Annotated in this window: 23 protein-coding genes; 7 read left to right on the forward strand and 16 right to left on the reverse strand. The window is 73.8% G+C overall.

What is annotated here, in order from left to right:
* Nucleotides 1–446: 446 nt before the first annotated feature.
* The 5 genes from AC1Z4A_RS06925 to hisI all read right to left on the reverse strand — a co-directional run bounded on the left by AC1Z4A_RS06925 (nucleotide 447) and on the right by hisI (nucleotide 4,048).
* Entirely contained in the window at nucleotides 447–881 is a 435-nt protein-coding gene (locus tag AC1Z4A_RS06925) for a DUF2752 domain-containing protein (protein WP_483676957.1), read from the reverse strand.
* A 102-nt stretch (nucleotides 882–983) separates the two neighbouring features.
* Nucleotides 984–1,208, reverse strand: coding sequence for an HGxxPAAW family protein (locus AC1Z4A_RS06930; RefSeq protein WP_483676958.1), 225 nt, complete (start codon nucleotides 1,206–1,208; stop codon nucleotides 984–986).
* Nucleotides 1,209–1,332: 124 nt separating this feature from the next.
* Nucleotides 1,333–1,983, reverse strand: a complete 651-nt coding sequence (locus AC1Z4A_RS06935; protein ID WP_483676959.1) for a TIGR02234 family membrane protein — start codon at nucleotides 1,981–1,983, stop codon at nucleotides 1,333–1,335.
* 83 nt (nucleotides 1,984–2,066) lie between these two features.
* The gene (locus AC1Z4A_RS06940; RefSeq protein ID WP_483676960.1) at nucleotides 2,067–3,632 is read right to left on the reverse strand and encodes an anthranilate synthase component I; all 1,566 of its coding nucleotides are present in this window, start codon (nucleotides 3,630–3,632) and stop codon (nucleotides 2,067–2,069) included.
* A gap of 47 nt (nucleotides 3,633–3,679) precedes the next feature.
* Complete coding sequence (hisI, locus tag AC1Z4A_RS06945; protein WP_483676961.1) at nucleotides 3,680–4,048, reverse strand: phosphoribosyl-AMP cyclohydrolase; 369 nt, start codon at nucleotides 4,046–4,048, stop codon at nucleotides 3,680–3,682.
* Between the two features lie 71 nt (nucleotides 4,049–4,119).
* On the opposite strand from hisI, the gene AC1Z4A_RS06950 reads away from it, so the two are divergent.
* The 3 genes from AC1Z4A_RS06950 (at nucleotide 4,120) to AC1Z4A_RS06960 (ending at nucleotide 6,258) form a co-directional block, all read left to right on the forward strand.
* Nucleotides 4,120–4,953: a hypothetical protein gene (locus AC1Z4A_RS06950; protein WP_483676962.1), complete on the forward strand. Its 834-nt coding sequence runs from the start codon at nucleotides 4,120–4,122 to the stop codon at nucleotides 4,951–4,953.
* Between the two features lie 68 nt (nucleotides 4,954–5,021).
* Nucleotides 5,022–5,654 (forward strand): TIGR03085 family metal-binding protein, encoded by a 633-nt coding sequence (locus AC1Z4A_RS06955; RefSeq protein WP_483676963.1) that lies wholly within the window; start codon nucleotides 5,022–5,024, stop codon nucleotides 5,652–5,654.
* A 58-nt stretch (nucleotides 5,655–5,712) separates the two neighbouring features.
* Nucleotides 5,713–6,258 (forward strand): DoxX family protein, encoded by a 546-nt coding sequence (locus AC1Z4A_RS06960; RefSeq protein ID WP_483676964.1) that lies wholly within the window; start codon nucleotides 5,713–5,715, stop codon nucleotides 6,256–6,258.
* 154 nt (nucleotides 6,259–6,412) lie between these two features.
* On the opposite strand, the gene hisF is transcribed toward AC1Z4A_RS06960, so the two are convergent.
* Genes hisF through hisD form a run of 8 tightly spaced genes read right to left on the reverse strand, consistent with a single transcriptional unit; the run spans nucleotide 6,413 to nucleotide 12,164 of the window.
* A complete protein-coding gene (hisF, locus tag AC1Z4A_RS06965) occupies nucleotides 6,413–7,168 on the reverse strand; it encodes an imidazole glycerol phosphate synthase subunit HisF (protein ID WP_483676965.1) in 756 nt (251 codons plus the stop codon).
* Nucleotides 7,165–7,569 (reverse strand): RidA family protein, encoded by a 405-nt coding sequence (locus AC1Z4A_RS06970; protein WP_483676966.1) that lies wholly within the window; start codon nucleotides 7,567–7,569, stop codon nucleotides 7,165–7,167. The genes hisF and AC1Z4A_RS06970 overlap by 4 nt, the downstream gene beginning before the upstream one ends.
* Nucleotides 7,566–8,300, reverse strand: coding sequence for a bifunctional 1-(5-phosphoribosyl)-5-((5-phosphoribosylamino)methylideneamino)imidazole-4-carboxamide isomerase/phosphoribosylanthranilate isomerase PriA (priA, locus tag AC1Z4A_RS06975; RefSeq protein ID WP_483676967.1), 735 nt, complete (start codon nucleotides 8,298–8,300; stop codon nucleotides 7,566–7,568). The genes AC1Z4A_RS06970 and priA overlap by 4 nt, the downstream gene beginning before the upstream one ends.
* Complete coding sequence (gene hisH, locus AC1Z4A_RS06980) at nucleotides 8,300–8,953, reverse strand: imidazole glycerol phosphate synthase subunit HisH (protein ID WP_483676968.1); 654 nt, start codon at nucleotides 8,951–8,953, stop codon at nucleotides 8,300–8,302. Before hisH ends, priA begins: the two co-directional genes overlap by 1 nt.
* On the reverse strand, nucleotides 8,950–9,117 hold the full coding sequence (locus tag AC1Z4A_RS06985; RefSeq protein WP_483676969.1) for a hypothetical protein: 168 nt from the start codon (nucleotides 9,115–9,117) through the stop codon (nucleotides 8,950–8,952). Before AC1Z4A_RS06985 ends, hisH begins: the two co-directional genes overlap by 4 nt.
* A complete protein-coding gene (gene hisB / locus AC1Z4A_RS06990; RefSeq protein WP_483676970.1) occupies nucleotides 9,114–9,740 on the reverse strand; it encodes an imidazoleglycerol-phosphate dehydratase HisB in 627 nt (208 codons plus the stop codon). Before hisB ends, AC1Z4A_RS06985 begins: the two co-directional genes overlap by 4 nt.
* On the reverse strand, nucleotides 9,734–10,843 hold the full coding sequence (locus tag AC1Z4A_RS06995; protein ID WP_483676971.1) for a histidinol-phosphate transaminase: 1,110 nt from the start codon (nucleotides 10,841–10,843) through the stop codon (nucleotides 9,734–9,736). The genes hisB and AC1Z4A_RS06995 overlap by 7 nt, the downstream gene beginning before the upstream one ends.
* Nucleotides 10,844–10,847: 4 nt before the next feature.
* Nucleotides 10,848–12,164, reverse strand: a complete 1,317-nt coding sequence (gene hisD, locus AC1Z4A_RS07000; RefSeq protein WP_483676972.1) for a histidinol dehydrogenase — start codon at nucleotides 12,162–12,164, stop codon at nucleotides 10,848–10,850.
* A 193-nt stretch (nucleotides 12,165–12,357) separates the two neighbouring features.
* On the opposite strand from hisD, the gene AC1Z4A_RS07005 reads away from it, so the two are divergent.
* The 4 genes from AC1Z4A_RS07005 (at nucleotide 12,358) to AC1Z4A_RS07020 (ending at nucleotide 15,463) form a co-directional block, all read left to right on the forward strand.
* Nucleotides 12,358–13,962, forward strand: coding sequence for an oxidoreductase (locus AC1Z4A_RS07005; protein ID WP_483676973.1), 1,605 nt, complete (start codon nucleotides 12,358–12,360; stop codon nucleotides 13,960–13,962).
* Between the two features lie 53 nt (nucleotides 13,963–14,015).
* The gene (locus tag AC1Z4A_RS07010; protein WP_483676974.1) at nucleotides 14,016–14,753 is read left to right on the forward strand and encodes an LON peptidase substrate-binding domain-containing protein; all 738 of its coding nucleotides are present in this window, start codon (nucleotides 14,016–14,018) and stop codon (nucleotides 14,751–14,753) included.
* A gap of 41 nt (nucleotides 14,754–14,794) precedes the next feature.
* Entirely contained in the window at nucleotides 14,795–15,289 is a 495-nt protein-coding gene (ybaK, locus tag AC1Z4A_RS07015; RefSeq protein WP_483683525.1) for a Cys-tRNA(Pro) deacylase, read from the forward strand.
* A gap of 99 nt (nucleotides 15,290–15,388) precedes the next feature.
* On the forward strand, nucleotides 15,389–15,463 hold the full coding sequence (locus tag AC1Z4A_RS07020; RefSeq protein WP_466319588.1) for a 50S ribosomal protein bL37: 75 nt from the start codon (nucleotides 15,389–15,391) through the stop codon (nucleotides 15,461–15,463).
* 312 nt (nucleotides 15,464–15,775) lie between these two features.
* Here the strand turns inward: AC1Z4A_RS07020 and AC1Z4A_RS07025 are convergent, their stop codons facing one another.
* Genes AC1Z4A_RS07025 through AC1Z4A_RS07035 form a run of 3 tightly spaced genes read right to left on the reverse strand, consistent with a single transcriptional unit; the run spans nucleotide 15,776 to nucleotide 18,314 of the window.
* Nucleotides 15,776–16,399, reverse strand: a complete 624-nt coding sequence (locus AC1Z4A_RS07025; RefSeq protein ID WP_483676975.1) for an ABC transporter permease — start codon at nucleotides 16,397–16,399, stop codon at nucleotides 15,776–15,778.
* A gap of 59 nt (nucleotides 16,400–16,458) precedes the next feature.
* Nucleotides 16,459–17,295 (reverse strand): ABC transporter permease, encoded by an 837-nt coding sequence (locus AC1Z4A_RS07030; RefSeq protein WP_483676976.1) that lies wholly within the window; start codon nucleotides 17,293–17,295, stop codon nucleotides 16,459–16,461.
* Nucleotides 17,296–17,342: 47 nt separating this feature from the next.
* Nucleotides 17,343–18,314, reverse strand: a complete 972-nt coding sequence (locus AC1Z4A_RS07035) for an ABC transporter ATP-binding protein (protein ID WP_483683526.1) — start codon at nucleotides 18,312–18,314, stop codon at nucleotides 17,343–17,345.
* Nucleotides 18,315–18,453 lie beyond the last annotated feature (139 nt).

Here is an 18,453-nt window from a genome sequence, read left to right on the forward strand (position 1 = left end):
CCGTAGCGTGGACATGTGGGGGTGGATCTTTCCCCGATCCCGCCCCTTCCCGAAACCGGGGCTCCGCCCCGGACCCCGGGGTCGGTGCTGCCGCACGGGCGGGTAATGGGGGCTTCGCCCCCTGGCCCCCTGCGCTGCGCGCGGGGGCAGGAATTCGGGGGCGCAGCCCTGGTCCCCTGCGCTGCGCGCGGGGGACGGGAATCCGGGGGCGCAGCCCCCGCCCCCTGCGCTGCGCGCGGGGCGGATTCCGGGGTGCGGCGCCACAGGCCCCAGGCCTGGATGTGCGCACCCGGGGGCCGGGCCCGGGGTCTCGCCCCATGCCGGATGCACGCCCCCGTACGGGCCGGGCCCGGGGCCTGGGTGCTCCGGCCCCGGCCGGCTGAAACCGGTCCCGTACCCCAGGCCGGTACTGCACCCCAACCGGCTGAACCGGGGGCCCCGGCCCCCTACGGCACCAGCGCCGCCCCGAACGGCAGGTTTCGGACAATCGTGAACGCGAGGACCAGGGCGCCCAGGGTCCAGCAGTGGGCCGGTCGCAGGTGTACCGGCATGCCGCCGCCCGTTCGGAGTGCCGCGGTCAGCCAGCGGGTCCACAGGACGGCGAAGGCCGCGTAGGCGGTGACCGCCAGGGCGTTTGCGCCCAGGGCCGCCGGGAGGTCGCCGTGGGCCAGGGCGTGCAGGCCGCGCAGGCCTCCGCAGGCGGGGCAGTACAGGCCCGTCCAGTGCAGCAGCGGGCAGGCCGGGTAGCGGCCCGGTACGTTCGGGTCGACCGCGCCGACCCAGGCCACGGCGGCGCCGAGACCGGCCGCCACCCCGAGGGGGCGGGCGAGACGGCGCGCCAGGAGGATTCCGGTTCCCGTTCGCGCTCCCGTTCTCGTCATACCGCCGAGTCTCCGCCGGATAGCACGAAGGCGCAGCTCAGGGCCGTCGTACGAGGGGTACGGGGCCCGGCCGCGCCTCGGGCGCCGGGGGCGGGAGCGGCGTCAGGCCTCGCTCCGCACCTTCACGGGCACCTTGTGGCCCTGGCCGTAGCCCATGGAGCGCATGACCAGGCCGACGACGCCGCCGAGGGCGACCACGGCCATCCCCGCCCAGAAGCCCACCGGCTTCGCCATCACGACGAACGCGCCTGCCACGCAGAAGCCGATGAACGAGATGATGACACCGGTCCAGGCGGCCGGGGTGTGTCCGTGCTCGGTACCCGACATGAGTTGACTCCTAGTTGCTGTGTCGCGCCTCCGGGCGCGGAGATCGCTCCGGGTCATTGTCCCCGACGCGCCGGGTCGCCGTGCGCCGGGGTTGGCGTGTCACGCCCGGCGTCACCGGCCGACGTCACCGGCCGGGGTCCCCCGTGGGGTCCTCGCCCCGGTCGAGGGCCTTCCACAGCTCCTCGGGGCGGTCCGGGTCGGGGGCGGTACGCGGGGCGCGCGGGCGGGGGGTGCCGTCGCGCTCGTAGCGGCCGGACATGGCCGGCCAGTGGCGGCCATAGCACAGGGCGAGCAGCCCGGCGAGGAGCAGCAGCGCGCCGCCCGCGGCGGCGACCCAGGGCCAGCCCGTGTGGGTGACGTTCTCGACGGTGACCCGGGTGAGGCCCGCGGCCTTGGCGGCCTTCTCCTCCAGCGCGGCGGTGTCCCCGAGGCCGGTGAGCGTGGCGGCGACGACGCCCGCGCCGCTCAGCGCGAGCAGCCCGGCGACGAGCAGGCGGCCCGCGCCGCGCACCGCGAAGACGGCGACGAGCGCGGCGAGGCCCACGACGGCCAGCGCGCCGGGCAGCGCCGTGACGTCCTGGCCGCTGGCCTGCTGGCCGGCGCCCTGGGCGACCTCGGCGGTGCTCTCGGACCAGGTGCGGCCGCCCGCGAAGAGGACGAGTGCGGCACCGGCCGCGCCGAGGACCAGGGCGGCGGCGACGCTGCGCCTGCCGCCGCGCCCGGCGCGCGGGGCGGACTCGGCGTGGGGACGGGGGTGGGGTACGGCTGCGCTCACGGATACCACTATCCCTTGCCGCCGCCCGTCCGCGCGGACGGGGGTCGGGCGCGCCCCCGGCCGGGCGGGGGCGCGCCCGGGGGTCAGCCCCGGGGCACCAGGCGGTTGGCGGTGTGCACGGCGCGCAGCACGGCCGCGGCCTTGTTGCGGCATTCGGCGTCCTCGGCCGCCGGGTCGGAATCGGCGACGACGCCCGCGCCGGCCTGGACGTAGGCCGTGCCGTCGCGCAGCAGGGCGGTGCGGATGGCGATGGCCGTGTCGGAGTCGCCCGCGAAGTCCAGGTAGCCGACGCAGCCGCCGTAGAGGCCGCGGCGGGTGGGCTCCAGCTCCTCGATGATCTGCATGGCGCGGGGCTTGGGCGCGCCGGACAGGGTGCCGGCCGGGAAGCAGGCGGTGAGCACGTCGAAGGCCGTGCGCCCGGCGGCGAGGCGGCCGGTGACGGTGGAGACGATGTGCATGACGTGGCTGTAGCGCTCGATCGACATGAAGTCGACGACCTCGACGCTGCCGGGCTCGCAGACCCGGCCCAGGTCGTTGCGGCCGAGGTCGACGAGCATCAGGTGCTCGGCCCGCTCCTTGGGGTCGGCCAGCAGCTCCTCGGCAAGCGCGGCGTCGGCCTGCGGGGTGGCGCCGCGCGGGCGGGTCCCGGCGATGGGGTGCACCATGGCGCGCCCGTCCTCGACCTTGACCAGCGCCTCGGGGCTGGAGCCGACGACGTCGAAGCCCTCGAAGCGGAAGAGATACATGTACGGGCTCGGGTTGGTCGCCCGCAGCACGCGGTAGACGTCCAGCGCCGAGGCGGTGCAGGGCGTCTCGAACCGCTGCGAGGGCACGACCTGGAAGGCCTCGCCCGCCCGGATGCGCTCCTTGACGTCCTCCACGGCCGCCATGTAGGCGGGGCCGCCCCAGCGGGCGGTGTACTCGGGCAGCTCGGAGGGCGGCAGGGCGGTGGGCTCGGTGGGGACGGGCCGGTCGAGGTCCGCGGTCATGGCGTCGAGGCGGGCGACGGCGTCCGCGTACGCCTCGTCGATGCCCGTCTCCAGGTCGTTGTGGTTGATCGCGTTGGCGATCAGCAGGACCGTGCCGTTCCAGTGGTCGAGGACGGCGAGGTCCGAGGTGAGCAGCATGGTCAGCTCGGGCAGGTCCAGGCTGTCCGGGCCGCGGCCGCCGGGGTGCTCGCCGATCTTCTCCAGGCGGCGGACGATGTCGTAGCCGAGGTAGCCCACCATGCCGCCCGTGAAGGGCGGCAGGCCCGCACCCTCTATGAGGTCGCGGGGGGTGTGCAGGGTCTCCACGGTGGCGCGCAGGGCGGCGAGCGGGTCGCCGTCGGTGGGGACGCCCACGGGCGGGGTGCCCAGCCAGTGGGTCTGCCCGTCGCGCACGGTGAGCGTGGCGGCGCTGCGGACGCCGACGAAGGAGTAGCGGGACCAGGTGCGGCCGTTCTCCGCGGACTCCAGGAGGAAGGTGCCGGGGCGCCCGGCGGCGAGCTTGCGGTAGAGCCCTACGGGCGTGTCGCCGTCGGCGAGGAAGCGGCGGGTGACCGGGATGACGCGGCGGTCCTTGGCGAGCGTGCGGAAGGTGTCCGCGTCGGGGACGACGTCCCCGTGGTTTCCTTGCGGGGCAGAGACAGATGCGGTCGTGGCAGCCATGCTGCGGAGCCTACTGGCGCCCGGAGCCCCGCAGGGGGCACGTCCACCTAGTGGCCGAGTGGCAGAACGTCCGAATCGAAGCAGGTCCGGGTGCCGGTGTGGCAGGCGGGGCCGACCTGGTCGACCTTCACCAGGAGGGTGTCCGCGTCGCAGTCCAGGGCCACGGACTTGACGTGCTGGACGTGCCCGGAGGTGTCGCCCTTGACCCAGTACTCCTGGCGGCTGCGGCTCCAGTAGGTGCAGCGGCCGGTGGTGAGGGTGCGGTGGAGGGCCTCGTCGTCCATCCAGCCGAGCATGAGCACCTCGCCGGTGTCGTACTGCTGCGCAATGGCCGGAATCAGACCATCGGTGCTGCGCTTGAGGCGGGCGGCGATGGCGGAGTCGAGGCCGGAGAGGGGGCGGGCGTTGCCGGTCATGGGCCCATTCTGCCTTCCGGAAGGGGCATCCCGTCGGCAGGGCTGTCAGTGCGGTACGGAATGCTGTGGCCATGACCACTCCGCCGTCTCCGCAGCTTCCCCCGCAGGTGCCGCAGCCGACGCCGCCGCAGACGCCATCGCAGGCAGCGTCGCCGATGCCGCCGCAGCAGCCCTACGGGCAGGGTTACGGGCAGGGGCCAGTGCCCGCGCAGGGCTACGGAGCGGGGTACGGCCAGGGCCAGGGGCAGGGGTACGGCCAGGGCTACGGGCCGTACGGGCCCTACGGGCAGCAGCCCGGCTTTCCGCCGCCCCCGCCGGCCCGGCGCAACCCTGCAAAGGTCGCCGCGATCGTCGGCGGGGCGGTGCTGGTGGCGGGGCTGGCCGTGGCCGGCATCATCCTCACCTCCAAGGGCGACGCGGGCGGCCGGCACGCCCCGAGGGCGAAGTCCGCGCCCTCCGCGCACCCTTCCGGGCACCCCTCGACGGGCGTGTCCTCCGGCTCGTCCGGCTCGTCCGGCTCGGGCTCTCCGTCGGACGACCCGGACTTCGTGCCCTATGTGGTGCTGAAAACCGGCCAATGTTTCGACTTCCCGCAGCGGCCCGAGGGCTTCGAGAAGGTCGAGGTGCGGTCGTGCAACGGCCCGCACGACGCCGAGGTGATAGCCACCCGGACGCTGACCGGAACGTTCCGTACACAGAAGGAGATCGAGGACAAGGCCACGGAGCTGTGCGAGGCCGACGCCCGGCAGCGCAGCCACTCCATCGACGACGGCCGCGACTACTACTTCTATGTGCTCTACCCGCTGCGCAGCTCGTACGCCATGCACACCGACGACAAGATCTCCTGCTCGCTCACCCTCGACGAGAAGGGCGGGAAGAAGCTGACTGCCCCGCTGCCGAAGTGAGGCGGGCGGGACACGCCTGACGCCCGGGCGGCGTGGCACGCGCGGGGCCCCGGTCGTAGGCTGACGGCATGTCAACCCATGCGCAGCGCGAACGTCTGCTTCTGGCAGACCTGTTGGAGACCGTCGGCCCCGACGCCCCCACCCTCTGCGAGGGGTGGCGGGCACGCGACCTCGCCGCGCACGTCGTGGTGCGCGAGCGGCGGTCCGACGCGGCCGCCGGGGTCGTGCTCAAGCCGCTGGCCCCGCGGCTGGAGCGGGTGCAGGCGGAGTTCGCCGGGAAGCCCTACGAGGAGCTGATCCAGCTCATCCGGACCGGGCCGCCCCGGCTGTCGCCCTTTGCGCTCAAGCCCATCGACGAGGCGGCGAACACGGTGGAGTTCTACGTCCACACCGAGGACGTGCGCCGCGCCCAGCCGGAGTGGACGCCGCGTGTACTGGACCCCGTCTTCGCCGACGCCCTGTGGGGCCGGCTGGAGCGGATGGCACACCTGATGGGCCGGAAGTCGCCGGTCGGCCTGGTGCTGCGGCGGCCCGACGGCCGGACGGCGGTGGCCCGGCGGGGCGCGCCGGTGGTCACGGTCACCGGGGAACCCGGTGAGCTGCTCCTTTTCGCCTTCGGGCGGCAGGACGTGGCGAAGGTGGAGCTGGAGGGCGAGAAGGAGTCGCTGGCGAAGCTGCGCGAGGCGAAACTGGGTATGTAAAGCGTGAGGCGTGAGGGGTGCCCGCCGGTGAGGGATCACCGGGAAGAAGGTGCCGACCATGGCTTTCCGCACCAGAAGCCCTCTCCATGCGCGCCATCGCGGCGGGGCCGCGGCCTCGGCGACCGCCTTCTCGGCGGGCATCCTGCTGTTGCGTCTGATGCTGGGCATCATCATGGTGACGCACGGGACACAGAAGCTCTTCGGGTGGTTCGGTGGGCCGGGGATCGACGGGACCGCGAATTACTTCACCCAGGCCGGTTACCCGGCGGGCCGGGCGATGGCCGTCGTGGCCGGCCTCAGCGAGACGCTGGGCGGAGCGGGGCTCGCGCTCGGCTTCCTCACGCCGCTTGCTGCGGCGGCCGTGCTGGGGACGATGATCAATGCGCTGGCGGTGACGTGGGGTGGGGGGTTCCTGCTGCCCAACGGCGAGGAGTTCACGCTGCTGGTGGCGGTGGGGGCGACGGCGATCGCGCTGGCGGGGCCCGGGGCGTATGCGGTGGACCGCTTTGTTCCGGTGCTGCGGGGGCATCGGTTGTCGTATGGGGTGGCGGCGATTGTGCTGGCGGCGGTGGTGGCCTGTGCGATCTTGCTGACGCGGAAGTAGCCCCACCCCGCCCCTTCCCGGCTGTATCGATTTGCGGCTCCGCCGCGTGGGGGGCTGCGCCCCAGACCCCGGGCCCCTCGCGCTGCGCGCGGGGGCAGGATTCGGGGGCTCCGCCCCCGGACCCCCGGTCCTCAAACGCCGGACGGGCTGGATTTCACCGCACCACGCACCCCGCCTCCCGCAGCGCGCCCTTCACCTCCGGGATGCGGAGGTCGCCGAAGTGGAAGACCGACGCGGCCAGCACCGCGTCCGCTCCCGCCTCCACCGCCGGCGCGAAGTCCGCCAGCTTGCCCGCGCCGCCGCTGGCGATGACCGGGATCGTCACATGGCGGCGCACCGCCTTGATCATCTCCGTGTCGTAGCCGTCCTTCGTGCCGTCCGCGTCCATCGAGTTCAGCAGGATCTCCCCCGCGCCCAGCTCCGCCGCCCGGTGGGCCCACTCGACGGCGTCGATGCCCGTGCCCCGGCGGCCGCCGTGCGTGGTGACCTCGAAGGAGCCGGAGGAGGTGCGGCGGGCGTCGACCGACAGCACCAGCACCTGGCGGCCGAAGCGCTCGGCGATCTCCCGGATCAGCTCCGGGCGCTCGATGGCGGCGGTGTTGACACCGACCTTGTCCGCACCGGCGCGCAGCAGCTTGTCCACATCGTCGGCGGTGCGGACGCCGCCGCCCACCGTCAGCGGGATGAAGACCTGCTCGGCCGTGCGGCGCACCACGTCGTAGGTGGTCTCGCGGTTGCCGGAGGAAGCCGTGATGTCGAGGAAGGTCAGCTCGTCGGCGCCCTCCTGGCCGTAGATCCGGGCCATCTCGACCGGGTCGCCCGCGTCGCGGAGGTTCTGGAAATTGACGCCCTTGACGACCCGGCCGTTGTCCACGTCCAGGCAGGGGATGACTCGCACGGCGAGGGTCACGCCGGTTCTCCTCTGAAAGCTTCTACTTCGACTTCGACCAGTACGCGCGAGTCGACGAACCCGGACACCACGACCAGCGTCGCGGCCGGCCGGATCCCGTCGAACAGCTCCTTGTGGGCGCGGCCGACCGCGTCCACATCACGCGCATGGGTGATGTACATCCGGGTGCGGACGACGGCCTCGGGGCCGAGGCCCACCGAGCGCAGCGCCTCCAGGGCGTTGCCGAAGGCGGCGAGCGCCTGCTCGTAGGGGTCGCCCTCGCCCTGGAGGACGCCGTTCACCAGCGGCATCGTGCCGGCGACGTGCACCCGGTCCCCGGCCACCACGGCACGCGCGAAGCCGATCTCCGCTTCCCAGGGGCTGTCGGTCTGCACGCGCCGCGGGGCCGGGGTCTCACTCATACGGACACTGCCTCCAGGGCCTCTTCCAAGGTGAACGCCTTGGCGTAGAGGGCCTTGCCGACGATGGCGCCTTCGACACCCTCCGGTACCAGGGTGGCGATCGCCCGCAGGTCGTCAAGAGAGGAGACGCCGCCGGAGGCCACGACGGGCCGGTCCGTGCGGGCGCAGACGTTCCTCAGCAGCTCCAGGTTGGGGCCCTGGAGGGTGCCGTCCTTGGCGATGTCGGTGACGACGTAGCGGGCGCAGCCCTCGCGGTCGAGGCGGGCGAGGGTCTCGTAGAGGTCGCCGCCGTCGCGGGTCCAGCCGCGGCCGCGCAGGGTGGTGCCGCGGACGTCCAGGCCCACGGCGATGCGGTCGCCGTGCTCGGCGATGACCTTGGCCACCCACTCCGGGGTCTCCAGGGCGGCGGTGCCGAGGTTGACGCGGGTGCAGCCGGTGGCGAGGGCGGCGGCGAGCGAGGCGTCGTCGCGGATGCCGCCGGACAGCTCGACCTTGATGTCCATGGCCGCGGCGACCTCGGCGATCTGCGCCCGGTTGTCGCCGGTGCCGAAGGCGGCGTCGAGGTCGACCAGGTGCAGCCACTCGGCGCCGGCGCGCTGCCAGGCCATGGCCGCGGCCAGCGGGTCGCCGTAGGAGGTCTCGGAGCCGGACTCGCCGTGGACGAGGCGCACGGCCTGGCCGTCGCGGACGTCGACGGCGGGGAGGAGTTCGAGCTTGGACGCGTTGGTCATCACAGGGTCTCGATCCAGTTGGTCAGCAGCTGGGAACCGGCGTCGCCGGACTTCTCGGGGTGGAACTGGGTGGCCCACAGGGGCCCGTTCTCCACGGCGGCGACGAACGGCTCGCCGTGGGTGGCCCAAGTGACCAGGGGAGGCCGCATGTTGGGGTTGCCGACCTCCAGCGTCCACTCGCGCACGGCGTAGGAGTGCACGAAGTAGTAGCGGGTGCCGGCGTCGAGGCCCGCGAAGAGCTGCGAGCCCTCGGCGGGGGTGACGGTGTTCCAGCCCATGTGCGGCACGACGGGCGCCTTGAGCGGCTCGACGGTGCCGGGCCACTGGTCCAGGCCGTCGGTCTCGACGCCGTGCTCGATGCCGCGCTCGAAGAGGACCTGCATGCCGACGCAGATGCCCATGACCGGTCGGCCGCCCGAGAGCCGGCGGCCGATGAGCCAGTCGCCGCGCGCGGCCCGCAGCCCCTGCATGCAGGCGGCGAAGGCGCCGACGCCGGGGACGAGGAGTCCGTCGGCGGCCATGGCCCGGTCGTAGTCGCGGGTGATCTCGACGTCCGCGCCGACGTGGGCGAGGGCCCGCTCGGCGGAGCGGACGTTGCCGAAGCCGTAGTCGAAGACGACGACCTTCTTCTTCGAGGTCTTCGGGGCGGTCATGACCACAGCCCTTCGACGCGCAGGAGGCCGGCGGTCAGGCACATGGCCGCGCCGATGCCCAGCAGCACGACCACGCTCTTGGGCATGCCCTGCTTGACGAACGAGATGATGCCGCCGATCAGGAACAGCCCGACGACGATGAGGACGGTCGAGAGGCCGTTCACAGGGCTCCCTTCGTGGAGGGGATGATTCCGGCCGCCCGCGGATCACGCTCGCAGGCGTAGCGCAGCGCCCGGGCCAGCGCCTTGAACTGGCACTCCACGATGTGGTGGGCATTGCGCCCGTACGGGACGTGGACGTGCAGGGCGATCTGCGCCTGCGCCACGAAGGACTCCAGGATGTGCCGGGTCATCGTGGTGTCGTAGGAGCCGATCATCGGCGCCATGTTCTCGGGCTCGGTGTGCACGAGGTACGGGCGGCCGGAGAGGTCGACGGTCACCTGGGCGAGGGACTCGTCCAGGGGCACCGTGCAGTTGCCGAAGCGGTAGATGCCCACCTTGTCGCCCAGGGCCTGCCGGAAGGCGGCGCCGAGCGCGAGGGCGGTGTCCTCGATGGTGTGGTGGGTGTCGATGTGCAGGTCGCCGTCGGTCTTGACGGTGAGGTCGAAGAGACCGTGGCGGCCCAGCTGGTCGAGCATGTGGTCGTAGAAGCCGACCCCGGTCGACACGTCGACCTGTCCGGTGCCGTCGAGGTCTATCTCGACGAGGACGGAGGTCTCTTTCGTGGTGCGCTCCACGCGGCCCACGCGGCTGGGGGTCCGGGGGGCATCCCCCGGAGTGTTCAGCATCGTTGGTTCTCCTTCAGTACTGCGCGAACCGCGTCCAGGAACGCGTCGTTCTCCTCCGGCGTGCCCGCGGTCACCCGCAGCCACCCCGGTACGCCGTTGTCCCGTACCAGCACACCGTGGTCGAGGATGGCCTGCCATGCGGCCGGGCTGCTCTCGAAGCGGCCGAACTGCACGAAGTTGGCGTCGGAATCGGTCACCTCGCAGCCCATCGCGCGCAGCTCGGTGACGATGCGGTCGCGCTCGGCCTTGAGCTGTTCGACGTAGCCGAGCAGGGTGTCCGTGTGCTCCAGGGCCGCCAGCGCCGTGGCCTGGGTGACGGCCGACAGGTGGTACGGCAGGCGCACCAGCTGGACGGCGTCGACCACGGCCGGGTCGGCGGCGAGGTAGCCGAGGCGCAGCCCGGCCGCGCCGAACGCCTTGGACATCGTGCGGGAGACGACGAGGTTCGGCCGGTCCTCGATGAGCGGCAGCAGCGAGGGGCGGTGGCTGAACTCGCCGTACGCCTCGTCCACGACGACCAGCGACGGCTTGGCGGCCTGCGCCGCCTCGTACAGCCGCAGGACCGTCTCCGCCTCGACGGCCGTGCCCGTGGGGTTGTTGGGCGAGCAGACGAAGACGACCTCGGGCCGGTGCTCGGCGATGGCGCGCTCGGCCTGCCCGACGTCGATGGTGAAGTCCTCGCGGCGCGGGCCGGAGATCCAGCCGGTGCCGGTGCCGCGGGAGATCAGGGCGTGCATCGAGTACGAGGGCTCGAAGCCGAGGGCGGTGCGGCCGGGGCCGCCGAAGGTCTGCAGCAGCTGCTGGATGACCTCGTTGGAGCCGTTGGCCGCCCAGACCCCGGCCATGGTGACCTCGTGGCCCGTGGTGCGGGTGAGGTACTTGGCCAGCTCGGTGCGCAGCTCGACCGCGTCCCGGTCGGGGTAGCGGTTGAGGTGCCGGGCCGCCTCGGCGACGCGCTCGGCGATGCGGGCGACCAGGGGCTCGGGCAGCGGGTAGGGGTTCTCGTTGGTGTTCAGGCGTACGGGCACGTCGAGCTGGGGGGCGCCGTACGGGGACTTGCCGCGCAGCTCGTCCCGGATGGGGAGATCGTCGATACGGGTCACGTGCTTAGGGAACCTTCCACCCGAACCGAGCCTTGAGGGCGGCACCGTGCGCCGGCAGGTCCTCGGCCTCGGCAAGGGTGACCACGTGGTGGGTCACCTCGGCGAGCGCGTCGCGGGTGTAGTCCACGACGTGGATGCCGCGCAGGAAGGACTGCACGGACAGGCCCGAGGAGTGGCAGGCGCAGCCGCCGGTGGGCAGGACGTGGTTGGAGCCGGCGCAGTAGTCGCCGAGCGAGACGGGGGCGTACGGGCCGACGAAGACCGCGCCCGCGTTGCGCACCCGGGCGGCGACGGCCGCGGCGTCCGCGGTCTGGATCTCCAGGTGCTCGGCGGCGTAGGCGTCGACGACCTTCAGCCCGGCCTCGATGTCGTCGACCAGCACGATCGCGGACTGCTTGCCGGCCAGGGCCGGGACGATCCGGTCGTCGGCGTGCTTGGCGGCGGCGACCTGGGTCTTCAGCTCGGCCTCGGTGGCATCGGCGAGTTCGGGCGAGTCGGTGACGAGGACGGCGGCGGCCATCGGGTCGTGCTCGGCCTGGCTGATCATGTCGGCGGCCACGTGCACCGGGTCGGCGGTCGCGTCCGCGAGGATCGCGATCTCGGTGGGGCCGGCCTCGGCGTCGATGCCGATGCGGCCCTTGAGGAGGCGCTTGGCGGCGGCCACCCAGATGTTGCCCGGGCCGGTGACCAGCTGGGCGGGGCGGCACTCCTCGGTGCCGTAGGCGAACATGGCGATCGCCTGGGCGCCGCCCGCGGCGTACACCTCGTCGACGCCCAGCAGGGCGCAGGCGGCCAGGATCGTCGGGTGCGGCAGGCCGCCGTGCTCCTTCTGCGGGGGCGAGGAGACGGCCAGCGAGGGGACGCCGGCCTCCTGGGCGGGAACCACGTTCATCACGACGGACGAGGGGTAGACGGCGCGGCCGCCCGGTACGTACAGGCCGACGCGGTCGACGGGCACCCAGCGCTCGGTGACCGTGCCGCCGGGCACGACGGTGACGGTCTTGTCGGTGCGGCGCTGCTCGCGGTGGACGAGGCGGGCCCGGCGGATGGACTCCTCCAGGGCGGCCCGCACGGCCGGGTCCAGCTGCTCCAGGGCGCCGGCGATGGCCTCGGCGGGCACGCGCACCCGGTCGATCCGCACGCCGTCGAACCGCTCCGCGTAGTCGATCAGGGCCGCGGTGCCGCGATGATGGACGTCCTCGCAGATGGGCCGCACCTTCTCCAGGGCGGCCTCGACGTCCAGTTCGGCACGGGGCAGCAGGTCGCGGTCGATGCCGTCCTCGAGGGAGGTGTCGCCGCGCAGATCGATTCGGGAGATCACGCCGTCAATTGTCTCAGACCCGCCCTGCCGCACGGCTCCCCGTACCACTCAGTGATACGCGGCCAAAGTGTTGATCTTTACCTGACCGAGGACTGACAATCGTGACCTCACCGCCGGTATCCGAACGGTCACGGGCGGGAAAGGGGCTGACAGCAGGGGCTACGCACCGGTAGCAGGGGAAGGGGGGACGACCGTGACCGAGCCGTTCGACGGCGAACCGCCGCCCGGGCTCGCCCTCAGCACCGCCGAATGGGGGATGTGGCAGGCCTTCCGCAACGGCAGCACCCACGACCTGCGCACCCCCTACCCCGAGCAGAACGACCCGGGCGGCCCGCACGCCTGGGGCGCCGAGCGCAGCGTGCGCGCCGAGATCGTCGCCCGGCTGCTGCTGGACGGCCCGCCCGCCAACCCCGGCCGGGTCTCCGCCCTCAAGCTCAACGGGGTGCGGATCACCGGCAGCCTCGACCTGTCCGGCGGCACCGTCGTGCCCTATGTGGAGCTGCACAACTGCCGCTTCGACCAGCAGCTGCTGCTGCCCGAGAGCCACTTCACCACCCTGCGCCTGGTCGGCTGCGCCATACCCCGCATCGAGGCCGCCCGGATCCGCACCGAGGGCGACCTGCACCTGCCGCGCTGCGTCGTCCAGCACGGCATCCGGCTCACCGACGCGCACATCGGCACGGATCTGCTGCTCAACCAGCTGCTCGTGCGGCGCGACCGGCGCGGGGTGTCCATAGCCGGCGACGGCATGACCGTCGGGCAGGACCTCCAGGCCGAGATGATGCGCTCGCACGGCGAGCTGAGCCTGCGCGGCGCGACGATCGGCGCCTCGCTGAGCCTGCGCGGCTCCACCCTCGGCAACCCCTACGGGCGGCGCGCCCTCAACGCCCCCCAGCTCACCGTGGAGCGCACCCTCTACCTCACGCCCGCCGGCGTCAGCGGCGTCCGCTACGGCGGCGGCGCCACTCCCCCGTACGGCCTGTCCGCCACCACGCCCGAGCACGGCACCCGGGTGCAGCGCTTCGAGTGCCTGGGCGGGGCGCGGCTGGACGACGGGCGGTTCGGGGACGCGGTCGACCTCAGCCAGGCGCGGTTCGTGATGGAGGCGGACCAGGAGCTGTCGCTGCGCCGCGTGCAGACGCCCGAGCTGCGCTTCCTCGGGGAGCGGCCGCAGCGCGGGCGGGTGGTGCTGTCCGGCGCCAGGGTGGCCAACCTGATCGACCGGTTCGACAGCTGGCCGGGGCCCGGCGGGCTGGTGATGGCCGGCTTCGCCTACGAGAACCTGATACCGCTCGGCCACTTCCCGCTCGCCCTGCGCCTGGACTGGGTGGCAGCGGCCACCCCGGAGTACGCCCCGGAGCCGTACGAGCGGCTGGCCGGCGCCCTGCGCAGCAGCGGCGAGGACGCGGACGCGCGGGCCGTGCTGCTGGCCAAGCAGCGCCGCCGCCGCGAGACCCTGCCCCCGGCGGGCCGGGCCTGGGGCTACCTCCAGGACTGGACCGTGGCCTACGGCTACCGGCCGGGCCTCGCGGCGGTGTGGATGGCGGTGTTGTGGGCGCTGGGCACGGTCTACTTCTCCGGGCACCCCCTGCCGCCGCTGAAGGAGGGCGAAGGCCCGGTGTGGAACCCCGAGCTGTACACCCTGGACCTGCTGCTGCCCGTCATCGACCTGGGCCAGGGCACCGCCTGGCGGCCCGCCGGGGCCGCGCAGTGGGTGGTCGCGGCGCTGACGCTGCTCGGCTGGATACTCGCCACCACGGTCGCGGCGGGGGCCTCCCGGCTGCTCCGTCGCCAGTGACGTCGCCGGTAACCCGGGCAGCAGTTGCCCGGCGCCCATTAGGCTTACCGGCCGTGACCACCGCGCGCCTTCCGCTCTTTCCGCTCAATTCGGTTCTGTTCCCGGGCCTCGTGCTTCCACTGAACGTCTTCGAGCAGCGGTACCGGGCGATGATGCGCGACCTGTCCCGGCTGCCCGAGGACACGCCGCGCCGCTTTGCGGTGGTCGCCATCCGCGACGGCCACGAGGTCGCGCCCAGCGCGCCCGGCCTGCCCGACCAGAACCGCCCCGAGCCCGGCCCCGCCGCGGGCTTCGGGCCCGACCCGATCACGGCGTTCCACGGGGTCGGCTGCGTCGCCGACGCGGCCCAGATCCGGGAGCGCTCCAACGGCACGTACGAGGTGCTGGCCACGGGCACCACCCGCTTCCGGCTGCGCTCGGTCGACGCCTCGGGCCCGTACCTCGTCGGCGAGGTCGAGCACATCGAGGAGCGCATGGGCGACGAGGCGGGGGCGCTGGCCTCCGGCGTCGTACGGGCCTTCAGGGCGTACCAGAAGCGGCTGGCCGGGGCGAGCGAGGCCTCGCTGGCGGGCCGGGCGGATCTGCCGGGCGAGCCGCAGGTGCTGTCGTACCTGGTCGCGGCGGCCGCGGTGCTGGACACCCCGGTCAAGCAGCGGCTGCTCCAGGCCCCGGACACGGCGTCGCGGCTGGCGGACGAGCTGCGGATCCTGCGCGCGGAGACGGCGGTGATGGGCAAGCTCCCGTCGCTGCCGGCCGTGGACCTCACACGGCGACCGACCAGCCCCAACTGAGCCTCGACTGAACGGACGGAGCAGGAACGTTGGCGAAGGCATTGGCGAAGAAAAAGCGGCAGCAGTCCGCCACTCCTGCGATCGTCGCACTGGAGAAGGCCGGTACGGCCTTCTCCGTGCACTCCTACGACCACGACCCGGCGGCCGGCTCCTACGGCGCGGAGGCCGCGGAGGCCCTGGGCGTGGACCCGGCGAAGGTCTTCAAGACACTGGTGGCCGAGGTGGACGGCACGCTGACGGTCGCCGTCGTGCCGGTCTCCGGCTCGCTGGACCTCAAGGCCCTGGCGGCGGCGGTCGGCGGCAAGCGGGCCGCGATGGCGGACCCCGCGGCGGCAGAGCGCACCACCGGGTACGTACGGGGCGGGATCTCCCCACTGGGGCAGCGCAAGCGGCTCCCGACGGTGCTGGACGCCTCCGCGCGCTCCCACGCGACGATTTGCGTGTCGGCGGGGCGGCGGGGGCTGGAGGTGGAGCTGGCGCCGGGTGACCTGGGGCTTCTCACAGGTGCGGTGGTGGCGCCGATCGCGCGGGGGTGACTGCCCTGGCCTACGGCCGGTATGGACTGTTGGCGAACTCTTCGCTACGACCGGAGTCGGGGGCGCCGTGGGTGCGTTCCCGCCGGGGAGGGTTCACGCATGTCGAAGCGCACGCGCAAGCGCCGCTGGCGCCTGAAGAAGGGCCGCGCGAACCACGGACGTCGGCCGGCGTAGGGGGTTTCTTTCCCCAATCCCGCCCCTTCCCGAAACTAGGGGCTCCGCCCCCAGACCCCCGGTCCTCAAACGCCGGACGGGCTGAATTTGCTGCTGCCGCCGGTTTGTGGGCAAGCGTTCCTCCCCCAGCTACCGCTGGGAGGTGCCCCCAGGCGATGGGGGTGCCCCCATGCCGTTCAGGCAATGGGGGAGGGTGGGCACAAACCGGCCCACCGGGCAGCAACCACCCCGGGGTCCGGGGGCTTGCCCCCCCACGCGGCGGAGCCGCAAATCGACACAGCCGGGAAGGGGCGGGGTGGGGGAGAAAACCCCCTACGCCTCCGGCCAGTGCGGTACTACCGGCGGCTCCGGGTCCCGGGGCCCGAACAGCGCCGTCAACCCGAGATGCACCGCCATCCCCGCCAGCGGCCACGCCAGCAACGCCCCCTTCGCCCCCAACCGCAGCGGCGCGTCGAAGACGACCCCCTTCCCCACCGCCCGCGCATGCGCAGCCACATTGCCCGTCGGGCCGAGCCAGACACCCAGCCGCCAGGCGATCAGCGAGCCCAGCAGCGAGCCGACCGCCAGCCCCACCACGATCGCAATGCCCCCGGCGCGCCGGAGGAGGAAGACCACGGCCGCGCACACCGCGCCGAACGCCAGGCCCAGCAGCGCGAACCAGCCGTCCGCACCGATCGCCTGCTCGCCCTCCGTGTTCTGGAGGTAGACGGCCTTGCCGTCGGAGATCAGCGGCACCCGCGGTGCCAGCCACAGCCACAGCAGGCCCATCAGCACCCCGGACACCGTGACCGCCGCCAGCACGATCCCGGCGTGGCGCAGCTCGGTCCGCACCTCCTCGCGGGCCCGCTCCCGGGCGGCGGCGTCGTCCACCGCGTGCCCGGCGGGGGAAGAGGGGGTAGAGGAGGAGTCGTCCTGCGGCGTCAGTGGTGCGGTCACCCCGCCATCGTGCCAGGTGGCCGCACCCGCTCCGGCCCCAGGACGGTCACTGCGGCGCGTCACCGCACGGCCGCCCGGCGATAGGCCCAGGTCGCCGCGGCCAGCGAGACCACGCCGACGGCCGCGCACACGCCGAGGTCGGCGGCCACCAGCAGCCAGTCGGGGCGGGCGTCGAAGCTCCGGGCCAGCGCCTCCACGCCGTACGTGGAGGGCAGCAGGTCGCGCGCCCAGGCGATCGGCGCCGGCATGTGCGCGGCCGGCAGCACGCCCAGCAGCAGCGCCGCCGACATGCCCAACTGGCCGCACAGCGTCGCCAGTTCCTGGCGCGGCGCGAGCAGGCCGAGGGCGGCGCCCAGCCCGGCGAGGGCCGCGCCGGAGAAGGGGATGACCGCGGCCAGCACCCACAGGTGGGCCAGCGGCAGTTTGAAGAGCACGCTGCCCGCCACCGCGGTGACGACGGTGCCGGGCACGGTGAAGGACGCGTACGCGGCGGCCGCCCCGAGCACCACGGCCGCCGGCGGCACCGGCAGCGTCGCGTAGTGGTCGAGCCCGCCGCTGGCCCGCAGCTGGCCGAAGTACTGGGCGAGGAGGTTGAGCGCGACGAAGGCCACGACGAGCACGCTGGAGCCGGCCACGACGGCCCGCGCCTCGTCCCCGCCGTCCACGACGCCGCGCATCAGGACCATGATGCCGATGGACTGGAAGGTCGCCACGAACAGCAGCGGGATCCGCGCCACGCGGGCGCGCGACAGCTGGGCGCGGTAGACGGCCGCCAGCGCGGGCAGCAGCTTCGCCCGCGGGGCGAGGGGGGCGGCTCCGTCGCCCCCGGACCGCGACCGGCCCCGGCCCTGGTCCGGGACCGTCCCGGACACCGCCTCTGCGGATACGGCACTCACGCGGCACAGCTCCTGTTCGGCACGGACGTCGGAACGGACGACGGACTTCACCCCTTCACCAGCCCCTCGGCGCGGCCGCCCAGGGCGAGGTAGACGTCCTCCAGGCTCGGCGTGGCGAGCGTGAAGTCGTCGAGCGCGGCGAAGGCGGGGCCGCCGGTCACCGCGGCGACGGCGGCCCGGGCCTCGGCCGGGCCGAGCCGGAGCGACCAGCGGCGGCCGGTCTCACGGGCCGCATCGCGCAGAGCGGCGACCTCGGGGACGTCCAGCGGCGGCTCCGCGCGCCAGACCAGGTCGACCCGGACCTCGTCGCCCACCAGCTCCTTGAGCCCGGCGGGGGTGTCGCAGGCGATGACCCGGCCGCGCTCGAGCACCGCGACCCGGTCCAGCACGGTCTCGGCCTCGATGACGTTGTGGGTGACGAGCAGGACCGTGGCACCGCGCTCGGCGCGCCGCCGGTCGACGGCGGCCCAGACGGCGCGGCGGGCCACCGGGTCCATGCCGGTGGTGGGCTCGTCCAGGACGAGCAGGGGGCGGTCGCCGACCAGGGTGGCGGCGAAGCAGGCGAGGCGGCGCTGGCCGCCGGAGAGCTTCTTCAGCGGCCGGCCGGCGATCGGGGTCAGGCCGAGTTCGTCGAGGACGGCGTCGCGCTCGGCGCGGGCCTCGCGCAGGCCGAGGCCGCGCAGCCGGCCGGTGGTCTCGGCGGCCAGGGCGACGGTCAGCTCGTCCAGCGCGGTGGACTGCTGGCCGAGGTAGCCGACGAGGCGGGCGGCCCGCTCGGGGTGCCGGACCAGGTCGTGGCCGAGGAGTTCGACGCTGCCCTCGTCGGGGCGCAGCAGGCCGGTGAGCTGGCGGACGAGCGTGGTCTTGCCCGCGCCGTTGGGGCCGAGCAGGCCGAAGATCTCACCGCGCCGGATGTCGAGGTCGATGCCGTCGGTGGCGCGGACGGCGTCCGCGGCCGGGCGGCCGCGGCGGCCGCGGGCGGCCGGGTAGGTCTTGACGAGTCCCCGCACGGTGCACACCGTTGCGCCTGCGGCTCGCTCCGCCTGTTTCCCGACCGTTCTCACGAGCTATGAGAGTACGCGCCCCGGCGCCTGCGGCTCGCTCCGGGGCACGGTTGCGCCCATTTCCGGGCACGGCCCCGGTGAGTCCGGCACCGCC

This window comes from Streptomyces sp. 17_S59, from assembly GCF_056930295.1.

Bases quoted from the DNA above. Each gene is read 5' to 3' on its own strand.
- AC1Z4A_RS06925 (WP_483676957.1), bottom strand. From the start codon at position 881: ATGACGAGAACGGGAGCGCGAACGGGAACCGGAATCCTCCTGGCGCGC.
- AC1Z4A_RS06930 (WP_483676958.1), bottom strand. From the start codon at position 1,208: ATGTCGGGTACCGAGCACGGACACACCCCGGCCGCCTGGACCGGTGTC.
- AC1Z4A_RS06940 (WP_483676960.1), bottom strand. From the start codon at position 3,632: ATGGCTGCCACGACCGCATCTGTCTCTGCCCCGCAAGGAAACCACGGG.
- hisI (WP_483676961.1), bottom strand. From the start codon at position 4,048: ATGACCGGCAACGCCCGCCCCCTCTCCGGCCTCGACTCCGCCATCGCC.
- AC1Z4A_RS06950 (WP_483676962.1), top strand. From the start codon at position 4,120: ATGACCACTCCGCCGTCTCCGCAGCTTCCCCCGCAGGTGCCGCAGCCG.
- AC1Z4A_RS06955 (WP_483676963.1), top strand. From the start codon at position 5,022: ATGTCAACCCATGCGCAGCGCGAACGTCTGCTTCTGGCAGACCTGTTG.
- AC1Z4A_RS06960 (WP_483676964.1), top strand. From the start codon at position 5,713: ATGGCTTTCCGCACCAGAAGCCCTCTCCATGCGCGCCATCGCGGCGGG.
- AC1Z4A_RS06970 (WP_483676966.1), bottom strand. From the start codon at position 7,569: ATGAGTGAGACCCCGGCCCCGCGGCGCGTGCAGACCGACAGCCCCTGG.
- priA (WP_483676967.1), bottom strand. From the start codon at position 8,300: ATGACCAACGCGTCCAAGCTCGAACTCCTCCCCGCCGTCGACGTCCGC.
- hisH (WP_483676968.1), bottom strand. From the start codon at position 8,953: ATGACCGCCCCGAAGACCTCGAAGAAGAAGGTCGTCGTCTTCGACTAC.
- hisB (WP_483676970.1), bottom strand. From the start codon at position 9,740: ATGCTGAACACTCCGGGGGATGCCCCCCGGACCCCCAGCCGCGTGGGC.